The organism is Nostoc sp. (assembly GCF_036916975.1).
GTDB lineage: Bacteria > Cyanobacteriota > Cyanobacteriia > Cyanobacteriales > Nostocaceae > Nostoc.
In genome coordinates this window covers 23,646-35,931 of record NZ_JBALFF010000048.1, presented here as the reverse complement: position 1 = coordinate 35,931, position 12,286 = coordinate 23,646, and the positions used below count along the sequence as shown (strand labels likewise).

Here is a 12,286-nt window from a genome sequence, read left to right as displayed (position 1 = left end):
GTAGCGGCCAGAAAGGTCAAGAAAATCATTGCCATCGCCCCCAAGCAGCCGATTATTGCCAAGTGAACCACTAGCACTCAAGCTATCGTTACCTGTACCTCCTTCTAGGGTGTTATTGCCAGATGAGCGAGAGTCCTGACCAGGGGAGTTGGGTGAGTAGTTGACATAGCCACGGATGGAGAGAAAATCATTGCCATCGTCTCCAAGCAGCAGGTTATCGCCAAGTGAACCGCCAGCACTCAAGGTATCGTTGCCAAATCCACCGCTGATTGTATCATTGCCAAATCCACCACTGATTATATCGTTACCTCCATTGCCGCGCAAAACGTTGTTGGCACTGTTGCCGTTGATAGTGTCATTGCCCGATCCACCGTTGGCGTTTTCGATCAATGAGCGGGAGTCGCCGTTGAACTGCAACGCGTTAAACACATGTCCCCGGGCATAGTTGCCGTCACCAAGATCAGCCCGTTGGAAGTTCCCACCTACGTCTAGATTAGTCCATCCACCTGGCTCTAGGTTGATCGCCAGATTGGTGGTGTAGTTTGAGAAGTTGTAAGTGTCATTCCCATTACCATCCCAGATCGTGCGGAAGATGCGGTTGTCACCTGGTGTGCCCTGTCCGATGCCATTGACGAACATTTCTCCAGTGGTGGTCGAGAAAGTGTAAGTTGTGTTGCCGGAGTTATAGTTAAAATTCGCGCCGTACATCTGCTGGATAGCTCTGATGTCGTACATCATCAACGACTGTGCATATCCCGAAGGTTCGTTTGAGTAGTGACTCTTAGTGTCACCCACGTAAGAGTGGTAGGTCATAATCGAGAACTCCATAGAGTCCCGGTTGGCATCCATTGCGACGTTTGAGATGCCACCAATCTCCTGACCGTGTTTCAGCCCCAGTGCGTGACCAAACTCATGCCCAAAACCCTGATAGGCATAGTTACCGATAACCGGGTTGTTGTAATCGGACGTATTGAACCAGGCATCACCTGCCTGAAAGCTGTTTTCAGGAAAATACGCATAAGCAGCTGCATTTTTAAAAGCTACGGGTATGTTTGACTCTGCTATGCGAATCGTTGCATCGCGATCGCTAGCATCGGTCAGTTCGACCATGTTGAGTCCGGAAACAGACTCGTACATATCAAACCACTGGCGGGCGACGGCACGCTGGGTGGGGTTTAGAGTTTGGAAACTGGATGAATGCACTGATGAATCAGGATAGCCCAACTCATCTTCATAGTCGTTTGTAAAGTTGTCGGTGAAGCTAAAGGTCACCGTGTTCGACAGCCACTTAGTTCCTCGCAGCAAACCATCAATGTTATTAACATTGGTTTTTGTTGAGTTTGTTTCAGACGTAGTGCTACCATACATAAGCAAATGCTCCTTGTTTTGTGGTTTGATTGGTAATTGTACTGGAAAATTTTTTTCGATTTACCTTCTGGAGCTTACATTTATATATAGGATAGGTTTTTGGCAGCTATACACCTTGATAAGTTCAGTAGATCGAAAACTTTTGTAAGTTGACGAAATAATCAGGGTTTCAGCCGACATTTTGGGGCTGATGATCGCGATGTCTACGACCTGACTTTTCACGGGATGTGGAAAAGAAATGGGAGCAACGCGATTTTGTGAGGTGCTGAAACCTGGGACCTGGGACCTATATCAGGGCAAACGCATCTAAATATTGACGAGCCTTAATCAGAGTGGAATTGAGCAAAACCCTAATCAAATAAGGCTTTGAGGAAATTAAATATTCACCCATATGGTAATGATAATCATTGTAGGGGGGGGTAAAGGCAGCCGTCATCTGCCTGTTAAAGACCCTAACTTTTCCCATGATCTCGTTGACGTTTATTACTATTAATAAATAGTGATTTAACTTGAGATAAGCTAATTTATATTTTGAGGAAATACTTTATTTGTTTTGTTTATCTTTGAATCAATTTTTATAATTATCTATGTCATTTTGAAATCTCTCTTAGTTTTTAGTAGCAAATAAGATGCGTTTCCCCTAGTTTAAGACCTCATCCCCAAAAAAAGAAGTTTATTTTGTGTTGGGGTCTAAATCCCCATCACAAAAGGTAATTGCGTACAGCCCTTTGGGCATCAAAACCGCGTAGCGTGCCGGAGGCTCTATGGGCGAATGGGCGAAAAAGCGAATTGTTTACTACTTGCTTGTGTGACATATTTTTCCCTTGAAGAAGCGAAAATTAATTGCTCTACCCACAAAGATTACAGAAGGATTAAACTAGTCTTGGGTAAAAATCTTTACCGTGTAGGTTTGAGCCAATCCTGCAATTTTCAATTTAGATTCACAACCTTTTTGGTTTCCAAAGCCACTTAACTCAGCTATGCAGTCACCAAATCCAACCTTAGTCACCCCTTCCCTACTAACGGCTTTAGAAGTGTGCAGTGATGAATCGGTGTATGCTCCCGGTTATATTCAGCCGCATGGAATGTTGCTAATGCTGCAAGAGCCACACCTCACAATCTTGCAGATTAGTGAAAACTTGGAACAGTTTTTTGGGATTTCGGCAGAAGCATTACTGGGTCAACCTTTACAGAGGTTGTTTTCTGAGGCTCAAGTGCAGCGACTTATTGGGTATCTAGCTCAAGATAACCTAGAGACTTGCAATCCGTTTAAGCTAAAAACGCGGCGGAAGGTTGCTCAGACTGATTGGCGATGGAAAAATGAGACATTCACAGGTGTAATGTACCGGATGGTAGATGGGTTGATTCTAGAAGTAGAACCTCAGCAATCCATCAAAAGCGCCTATTCAATCGAATTCTATCACAGCCTGCAAGGTGCGATCGCTAATCTTAGTAATGCTACTAACCTGACCTCTTTGGCTCAAACCCTTGCCAGAGAGGTGAAAACAATGACTGGGTTTGATCGGGTGATGATTTACCGCTTTGAGGCAGACGATAGTGGTGTAGTGATTGCTGAGGAAAAACAGCGGCATCTAGAAAGTTATCTAGGACTGCACTATTTAGCAATAGACATTCCCGCGCCTGCTCGCCAGTTATTTTACCGCAACCGAATCCGAGTCATTCCCGATGTCAATTACACCCCTGTTTCCCTGATTCCCACCAACCATCCTCTGACGGATGCACCCCTTGATTTGAGTAATTCTCTGTTACGGGGGGTGTCTGCCTATCATATTGAATACTTACAAAATATGGGCGTTGCTGGGTCGATGACGATTTCGTTGCTCAACGACAAACGCCTCTGGGGATTAATTGCCTGTCACCATTACAGCCCGAAACTAGTGGATTATGAAACTCGCAAAGCCTGTGAATTTTTAGCACAATTTGCCTCCATCGAACTGGTGCATCAGCAAGAACGAGAATTCCATATTTACCGAACGCAGGTAAAAACGATTCAGAATGAACTGCAACATACGTTATTGCAGGATGCCAATTTGATTGAGCAAGTGTTGAGCCGACATACTCCTCAATTGCTCGATCTAGTTCATGCTCAAGGAGCCGCGATTTTGCTTGATGGTCATCTGACATTAGTTGGTCAAACACCATCGGCTACCCAGGTGCAGGAGCTTGTGAAATGGTTGGTGCAACACAAGGGAGAACAAGTGTTTGCTACCGATTCCCTCTCACGTTTATATCCAGAAGCGGAGGCATTTAAAGATCAAGCTAGCGGCATCCTGGCAATTTCAATTTTATTCAACCATGTAAAAAAAACGTCTTACCACATTATCTGGTTTCGGCCAGAGCAAATCCAGTCGGTGAATTGGGCGGGTAACCCCCAGGATGCGGTAAAAATCAATGAAATTGGAGAAATGAAATTATGTCCGCGCAAGTCGTTTCAACTCTGGAAAGAAACCATGCAAGAAACTTCTTTGCCTTGGGAGGCTGCGGAACTGGAAGCCGCTACTGAGATGCGAAATACACTAATGTTGGTAGTGCTGGAGTTTTCCCAGACAGCCTTAGAAGAAGCCGCAGAACAAGCTGCGATCGCTAACCGTGCTAAAAGTCAGTTCCTCGCTAAAATGAGCCACGAACTAAGAACTCCCCTGAATGCCATTTTGGGATTTACTCAGTTGATGAACCGTAGCGAAGCAATTCCATCTGAGTTTCAAGAGCATTTAGGCATCATCAGCCGCAGTGGAGAACACTTGCTAACCCTGATCAACGATGTGTTGGAAATGTCCAAAATTGAAGCGGGTAAGTTAGAGCTAACAGAAAACAGTTTCGATTTGCATCAGCTAATCCACTCGATCACAGATATGCTTGCTCTCAAAGCTTTAGAGAAAGGAATTGATCTGATCACGCAGCAGGATAAGAGCGTTCCTCGCTATGTCTATGGTGACGAATCAAAACTGCGGCAAATTCTGCTGAATCTATTAAGTAATGCAATCAAATTTACCACAACAGGCAGTGTCACCTTGCGATTAGAAGCTTTCGTTAACTCAGTTGATTCAATACAACGCAGTTCCTCTGATAGCTCTGATTCCAAACCAATCATCACCCTGCATCTCGAAGTCCAAGATACTGGATGTGGTATCGCTCAGTTTGATATGGAAACTGTGTTTGAAGCCTTCATACAAACAGAACGAGGCCGCCATGCTCAAGGTACAGGCTTAGGCTTATCGATTAGCCGTCAGTTTGCCCGTTTAATGGGTGGTGATATTACAGTGCAAAGCACCCTGAATCAAGAGTCAACCTTCACTTGTGAGGTTTTACTAAGTCTGGTAAACTCAGTGGATATCATCGCTTCTGAAACAACTCGCACTGTTATCGGTTTAGAAGCAAGACAGCCGACTTATCGCATTCTAGTGGTGGAAGACTTTAGAGAAAATCGCCAGCTGCTCGTTACGCTCCTGGAATCAGTAGGGTTCGAGGTCTGTGCAGTTCAAAACGGGTATGAGGCGATCGCTCTGTGGGAAAAATGGCAGCCCCACCTGATTTTAATGGACATTCAAATGCCGGGAATTGATGGCTACGAAACTACTCGGCAAATTCGAGACAGAGAAGTAGGTAAAGACGTGGTAATTATAGCGCTGACAGCTTATGCCTTTGAGGAAGACTACGCCAACAGTATTCAGGCAGGCTGTAACGACCACATCACCAAACCATTTCTACAAACTTTCTTATTAGATAAGATAGCGCACTACTTGGGAGTCCGCTACCGCTACCGCGAAGATGCTTTACCAAGGTTAGATCAGCAAACCTTAGTTCAGAAATCTCTAACTGCCAAAGATTTTCAGGTAATGTCGTCAGAGTGGATTATGCAGGTGCATGAAGCAGCTTTGAATCTTAACGATGCCAAACTCTACAATCTCATCGCTCAAATCCCAAACCAGGAGGGAGTTCTGGCCAATGCTCTGAAATATTTGGTAGATAACTTCCAGCTAGAAGCCATAGCGAAGCGCTGCTGCGAAGCCCAGAGCCAATTATAACCCAAACTATGGTTAAAATATCATAAAACTTTCAAAAAGCCGTTGCTCTGTTTTTCGACAAAAGGAACCTTATTAGGCGCAGAGTCAAACCAATTCGATGCATTCTTAATTCGCAATTTATTTCTTTCCCCACCCATAAATACGCTTGCTCTGAGTCAACTGACGTAGTATTTCACAGCATTTAGCTATGATTTCCACAGTCATTGCACCCCACCCCTTAATCCCCTCCCCGCAAGCGGGGAGGGGATTAAGGGGTGGGGTTCTTCGGGTTTAATAAGTAATCAAGCGAACATGATATCACCCATCATTTTTGGGTTGTTCGAGTACTAATAAAGCTGCTTTGACTCTTTCAAATTCAGCCTCTACATAATGTAGGCGCTCTGAAACACGGCTGATTTCAGAAAAAGCGATCGCTTCTATTTCTTGACAAAGAAGTACTAGCGTCGTTGCTCCGAAATATGCACTACTGGATTTCCAGCTATGGGCTAGGGACTTTAAAGTTGTGGTATCACCCTGAGTCAGAGCAACCCGAATTTGTTCCAAGATTTGTGAAGAATCTTTTAGATAGCAATCAATAATTTCTGTTAAAAATGTCTCATCTGCTCCTGCAATCTCGCGGATCTGTTGAATAGCTTGAGTATTAATGGCTGGCAAGTCTGCTACTGCAAAATCTGAGCAGTTGGCTAGCGGCTGATTGCTGCTGGACAAGCTGAAATCAGAATTTCTAGAAACTACCGATACACATCGACTTAAAGCTTGAGCCAGCATGTCAAGACGGATGGGTTTGCTGATATAATCATCCATCCCAGCTGCTAGACATTCCTGGCGATCGCGCTCAAAAGCCCGCGCTGTCACGGCAATAATTCGCGGACGAGAACCAACTGGATATTTTTGGCAAATCAACTGAGTTGTCTTTATTCCATCCATTTCAGGCATTTGAATATCCATGAATATCACGTCATAAGATAAGTGCTGGAGAATTTCTAGAACTTCTAATCCATTACTGACAACATCGGCTCGATATCCCAATCGTTTGAGCATCAATAAAGCTAGCTTTTGATTAACTGGATGATCTTCTGCCAGCAAAATTTTCAAGGGGAACTGTTGGGCGTAGTTTACCGCCGTAGGCATCGCAGAGTTGAATAAGATCGGATCGGATGGCTGAGTACTTGTTTGGTTAGTATCCAACTGAACATTAGTGTCTGGCGTTACTAAGGGGAAACTAGCCGGGACAACGATAGTGAAATAAAAAGTAGATCCCTTTTCTACCTGACTCTCTACCCATATATTTCCGCCCATTAATTCGCACAGTTGGCGACTGATAGCTAATCCTAAACCTGTGCCTCCATAGAAGCGAGTAGTCGAAGAATCAACTTGACTAAAAGACTGAAACAATCGATCTAATTTGTCTGCTGCTACACCAATCCCTGTATCCTTAACAGCAAACTCTAGCTGATAAGTAACCTCACTATTTAATGCTGTAACGTTACTAGATTCACCCACAATATGGGCTGTGACTGCAACTGTGATACTCCCATTTGGAGTAAATTTGATGGCATTACCCAGTAAATTAACTAGGATCTGACGCAAACGTGTAATATCTCCTATAATTTTTTTAGGCACATTTGCTGCTAAATTAAAGCTGATTTCTAATTTTTTAGCTGCGGCATTGGTAGCTAGTAAGGCTATTGATTCTTTCAAGCAAGTTACTATATCAAATGGTTTTGCTTCCAGTTTCATTTTGCCTGAGCCAATCTTAGAAAAATCCAAAATATTATTAATTAAAGATAATAAAATCTCCCCACTTGAGCGGATTGTCTCAACAGCCTCTTGCTGATATGCATCCATATTTGTATCAAGCAATAGTTCCGTCATTCCAATCACCGCATTCATCGGTGTACGGATTTCATGACTCATATTGGCTAAAAACTCACTTTTAGCTTGAGTAGCTATTTCTGCTGCTGCTTTTGCCTCCTCCAATTGTTGATTTTGCTGAACTAGAAGTTGCTGTTGTTGTTGAATAAGTAATTGATTTTTAATTCTTGCTAATACTTCTAACTCTTGAAATGGCTTAGTGATATAATCTTGCGCTCCCAACTCAAAGGCTCGGACTTTATCCTTGAGATGATCTATCGCACTGATAAAAATAATCGGAATACTACGTGTTTTGTCTACAAATTTCAACTCCTGACAAACTTCATAGCCGTTCATTTCTGGCATATTAATATCGAGCATAATTAAATCCGGTGGCTCTCGCCGAGCAGCTTGTAATGCCATTCTGCCATTGAGCGATTTGCGAACGATATAACCCTGTAACTCTAGCATTTTGGCTAACAGACGTAGATTGTCAGGGTTATCATCTACGAGTAAAATATTGGTTTGCGATGCAGGTTTCAGTAACTTAGCCATAGGAATTAGAATTAAAGCTGATTTAAGGTAGTGATTTACTCAAAATTTAAGAACATCTGCACGAGGTGGTTATTGACAGGATAGATGGACAATAAGTTTGTCAAGTCTGTCAGCATTAAATATAATTTATATTCAAATATCTTTATTTGTTTTGAAATATTTACATAACATATAAATTAAATTACAACTTAAATAAAAGCCGATTTTTAATTATTAACAATAACTTCCCCAAATCCAAATACTTAAGTGATAACATTTCATCCTTATTTTTTCTATTGGGGCGATTTATCCTATTCGCCAATTATCTAAGTTATTTTGCTTCTCTTGCTCCCCTTGGCTTTTATTGAAGTCAACGGGAGTATCTAGAAGCATTACAGTCATAGAGTTGTAGCTAACTTGAAGGACTTTTGAGTTAGTATTCCCAAATACACACTCCAAACATCCAAAATCTCAACCCAAATCGAATTGACTACTGCTGGTTTGCTACTGTCCCGTAGCCCGATCGTCTACGGTAGGCACTTGTGCTTATCGCTAATCTGCGTACTACTAAGCTGTCGCGCATTTAATTTGCACAACTAGGGCGGGCAAATCGCCCCACCCTACAAGAGATTCATTTTTTTGAGGATGCAAATTAAAAGATTTTTAGCTTACTAAAATTACCGAGTTACAGTAGCTGCGATCGTTTTTGCTGACTAATATTGTGATTTATTGCTCTTTAATAATTTTTAGCCATAATTGTTAAATCTGAAACCAAAAACCCTTGCCAAAGCTTGGTAAAACCTATTAGAACTACTTTTTTGTAGAGATAGCGAGGATGAATGATAATTAATTTTGAGTACCTTGCCTTCTTTGTGCTGCTACTGACAGCGCTTGTATTAGCAATTAAGCAAATGAGCATTGCTTTGGATGAAGTAGATATTGAGCGCTTTACGCTCTGGACAGGTGTTGCTTCTCTCATTGCTGGTTTACCAATAATATTGTGGTAGCTTTTTAGTCAATGCCATTTTCTCTATTTTCGACCTTCAAACGATATGACTCCATCCGTAGCCTACTAGCAACTAGAATATTTTCTCGCCTATTGCCCTATTCGCTTTTCCTCCAACCATTGTAAAACCCGATTCCATGCCCACCAAGGATCGGAATCGTTTACTTGACCCTGGCACTCTTTGCTGCTCAAATAACCAACATGGCCGCCGTACTGAGTGAGTAACAAATCTATTACAGGATTGCGATCGCAGGCTTCTTCTAATTCCGGTATGATAGCTGGGTCAAAAAGTGGGTCATCAGCAGCATATAAAATCAAAGTCGGTTTCGAGATTTGCGGCAATATTTGTAAAGCACTACTAGCTTGGTAATATGCCTCCACAGAAGAAAAACCTAGTCGCTTAATTACTAGTTCATTATCAAAACCCCAAATACTGTTAGCCCGTTCAATTGCTGCTGGATCAATACTTCCAGGATTAGCATCATGGATTCGCCATGCTAGTTTTTTTAAATTCTGGGCAATTCCTGCTTCCAAATATCTGCCGAAGGGCTTTGTAACTAGATAAGATAGCGATCGCTGCGAATCCAAACTAGGGCAAATCACCATACCACCGCCAATATCGCCATCTTCTAATCCTAAATCTCCATTCTCCCTAATCACCTCACCAGCAACCTTTACCGCCCATAACGCCAATTGTCCTCCTAAAGAATACCCTGTAAACCAAAATTTCCCCGGACATCCCATTGCCTTAGCAGCAGCAGCGATGCGAACAAAATCTTCCCCCTCATACAAACCATCAGAAGTTAGAGTCGGGGATAATTCGCCAGTTTTACCGTGGGACCGCCAATCAAATAACACCACAGCGTATCCTTGAGCGTAGGCTTTACGCCCTAGCACCCTCAAAAACCATTCCGTCTCTAACTCTCCAGTAATGCCATAAGTACCAATAATCGTGCTATGAGCATTTTCTGGGATAGCAACCAAGCCAAAAATTGGCACACCTTGGCTACCAATAAAGATTTTCTCGTGATAAGACGGTTCAAGTAATAGAGTAGTGCTTTCCCAGTAACGTTTTCCCCACAAAGCGGTGTATACAGTCATGATTACACCGTTTTGTAAAAACCAAGACGGATTGTAGGGCGCAGTATAACACATCATAGACTATAAGATTTCGTGTAATTAAGTCTTGATTTCACAGTCATTTAATCTTAATATTTATGTAAGATTTAAAAGCTTTTTTAGAATCGATTCAAAAATCTTTGTATCTATCAAAGGTTGTTAATTATCCTTAATAAGTAGTAATAATTTTTTAAGAATGCCGAGGATTCTTGTCATAGACGATGACCCAGCGATTTCAGAACTAGTTGCCGTCAACTTGGAAATGGCTGGCTACGATGTTAGTCAAGCTGAAGACGGCATCAAAGGTCAAGCGCTGGCTCTCCAGCTACAACCAGACTTGATCATGCTCGATTTAATGTTGCCTAGAGTAGATGGGTTTACGGTTTGCCAACGCCTGCGCCGCGACGATCGCACCTCTGAGATTCCGGTGTTAATGTTGACGGCTTTGAGCCAAACTCAGGACAAGGTGGAAGGCTTCAATGCTGGCGCAGATGACTACCTCACCAAGCCTTTTGAAGTTGAAGAACTCCTGGCGCGGGTGCGCGCACTTTTGCGGCGGACTGACCGCATTCCCCAAGCAGCAAAGCATAGTGAGATTCTCAACTATGGCTCACTCACACTCGTTCCCGAAAGATTTGAGGCGATATGGTTCAATGAAACGGTGAAATTGACTCACTTAGAATTTGAGTTACTTCACTGCTTACTGCAACGCCACGGTCAAACGGTTTCTCCCAGCGAAATTCTCAGAGAAGTTTGGGGTTACGATCCTGATGATGACATAGAAACGATTCGAGTCCATATTCGCCACTTGAGAACCAAGCTAGAACCAGATCCCCGCCACCCCCGCTATATCAAGACAGTGTATGGTGCTGGATACTGTCTTGAATTACCCGGTATACCTCCATCAAATGAAGGGGCTTCAGTAACAGTCGTTGAATGAAATCAGGCTAAATTCCCTTAAACTTTGGCATGATTTAGGCAAGAACTCTTATAAACTCTTATTCCTTACCGCTTAGTTAAGGTTATTGGTGGCATTTACTGGTATGTAGACCATTAAATAAAACCTCACCCTGCCTCCGGCTTCCCTCTCCTTAATAAGGAGAGGGATTGAGGGTGAGGTTTGATCTCAGGGCGATTTGATTGTTTCCAGTTTTGAAAGTCTTTTAGCTCGGTCGTCTGAAGCTGAAAATGAGGCAGCAGATGAGAAATTTTCCTGCTGCTACCTCTGCTTTATCCTAACTACTCAACGCCTTTAAGAACCGTTGCAAACTCTTAAACACATTGGCCTTTTTTACAGGTGGAGCGTCTGTTGTTGTTTGCGGTTGTCCTTTTAAAAGGATCAGATCCAACTCATCACCCGATGGTTTTGTGGGTAATTCGGCAATTCTTTGATATTCGCCGTTAGTTTCCAGCCAAACTTCCCACTGTTTTGGGTAGCAGCGATATAGGGCGGTTTCATCGTCTACAGGGCGGAGGTAATAGGCGGATTCAATGGTACTGATGAAGCGATCGCGGATTTTTCTAGCTGTATAACCAATACCGACAGTTCCAGCATCTTCTAAGCGGGGATTTAACAAGATTAAAGGGCGATCGCCTATTTCTTGACATAGCTTTTCTAACTGCGGTACTTCTACGGAAGTGGGGGCGATGAATAAGAAAATTTCATCTTCTGGCTGAATTTTTGTCTGCAAAGAAGCAGCCCTTCCCGTACCAATATCCAAAATTTGAAATGGTGCATCACCCCAATCGCGTCGGGCTAAAGCCGCAGCACCAGCATCAGCAAAGAAAATCTTCAAACGGGAATCATATTCTGTAAACAGTGGCAGAAATTGTTCCGCTACCGGCATAAACTTGAGTTCTGGGAACAAAAACTCAACTTGTATGCGAGTACAGCCATCTGCAAGAGCAGCTTGGACGGCTACACGAGATTGAGCGATCGCATCTTCAAGACTCGACGGAAGTTCACTCATAATTTATTATGTGGGTTTAGTATTACTCCCATTGTTCCAGTATTGGCTTTTCTTGGGTAGAAGACTAGTAGGTTTAGTTTTCTAGAGGATAGCAGAAAATCCTTGCAAAACAAGCTGCTCAGTCGAGATTCCCTGATTGCTCATTTATTGAACAAGTGCGATCGCATATAAAGACACACTTAAAATTTTACCTGTTGGTAAAAGACTCCTTTTAGGCTTTGGGCGACGTGCCGATCAGATAAAACCTAGATATTTTGATACGTGATACCCAACCCAAATCCCTACAAGGCCACCAATGACGCTGAAAACGATCGAGGTGAAAGATAGCATACTTCCACCCCACAATGCAGGGATGTAACTACCAATCGTAGAGCCAACGAACATCCCAA

7 protein-coding genes are annotated in these 12,286 nt (G+C 42.9%); 3 read left to right on the top strand and 4 right to left on the bottom strand.

Annotation, left to right across the window (positions count from 1 at the left end):
• On the bottom strand, nt 1–1,368 hold a 1,368-nt coding region (locus V7K73_RS10950), incomplete at its 3' end, for a M10 family metallopeptidase (protein WP_334879806.1).
• Between the two features lie 980 nt (nt 1,369–2,348).
• Here V7K73_RS10950 and V7K73_RS10945 point away from each other — a divergent pair.
• Entirely contained in the window at nt 2,349–5,414 is a 3,066-nt protein-coding gene (locus V7K73_RS10945; RefSeq protein WP_334879804.1) for a response regulator, read from the top strand.
• 297 nt (nt 5,415–5,711) lie between these two features.
• Here the strand turns inward: V7K73_RS10945 and V7K73_RS10940 are convergent, their stop codons facing one another.
• Complete coding sequence (locus V7K73_RS10940) at nt 5,712–7,823, bottom strand: response regulator (protein ID WP_334879802.1); 2,112 nt, start codon at nt 7,821–7,823, stop codon at nt 5,712–5,714.
• Nucleotides 7,824–8,641: 818 nt separating this feature from the next.
• Between V7K73_RS10940 and V7K73_RS10935 the strand changes: the two genes are divergently transcribed.
• Complete coding sequence (locus tag V7K73_RS10935; RefSeq protein WP_334879800.1) at nt 8,642–8,809, top strand: hypothetical protein; 168 nt, start codon at nt 8,642–8,644, stop codon at nt 8,807–8,809.
• Nucleotides 8,810–8,898: 89 nt separating this feature from the next.
• Here V7K73_RS10935 and V7K73_RS10930 read toward each other — a convergent pair whose 3' ends face one another.
• The gene (locus V7K73_RS10930) at nt 8,899–9,966 is read right to left on the bottom strand and encodes a YheT family hydrolase (protein WP_334879798.1); all 1,068 of its coding nucleotides are present in this window, start codon (nt 9,964–9,966) and stop codon (nt 8,899–8,901) included.
• Nucleotides 9,967–10,123: 157 nt separating this feature from the next.
• Here V7K73_RS10930 and V7K73_RS10925 point away from each other — a divergent pair, with 157 nt between their 5' ends.
• Complete coding sequence (locus V7K73_RS10925; protein ID WP_104905330.1) at nt 10,124–10,867, top strand: response regulator transcription factor; 744 nt, start codon at nt 10,124–10,126, stop codon at nt 10,865–10,867.
• 295 nt (nt 10,868–11,162) lie between these two features.
• Here the strand turns inward: V7K73_RS10925 and V7K73_RS10920 are convergent, their stop codons facing one another.
• Entirely contained in the window at nt 11,163–11,897 is a 735-nt protein-coding gene (locus V7K73_RS10920; protein WP_334879796.1) for a DUF1995 family protein, read from the bottom strand.
• Between the last annotated feature and the right edge of the window lie 389 nt (nt 11,898–12,286).

Bases quoted from the DNA above. Each gene is read 5' to 3' on its own strand.
- V7K73_RS10930 (WP_334879798.1), bottom strand. From the start codon at position 9,966: ATGATGTGTTATACTGCGCCCTACAATCCGTCTTGGTTTTTACAAAAC.
- V7K73_RS10945 (WP_334879804.1), top strand. From the start codon at position 2,349: ATGCAGTCACCAAATCCAACCTTAGTCACCCCTTCCCTACTAACGGCT.
- V7K73_RS10920 (WP_334879796.1), bottom strand. From the start codon at position 11,897: ATGAGTGAACTTCCGTCGAGTCTTGAAGATGCGATCGCTCAATCTCGT.
- V7K73_RS10940 (WP_334879802.1), bottom strand. From the start codon at position 7,823: ATGGCTAAGTTACTGAAACCTGCATCGCAAACCAATATTTTACTCGTA.
- V7K73_RS10925 (WP_104905330.1), top strand. From the start codon at position 10,124: ATGCCGAGGATTCTTGTCATAGACGATGACCCAGCGATTTCAGAACTA.
- V7K73_RS10935 (WP_334879800.1), top strand. From the start codon at position 8,642: ATGATAATTAATTTTGAGTACCTTGCCTTCTTTGTGCTGCTACTGACA.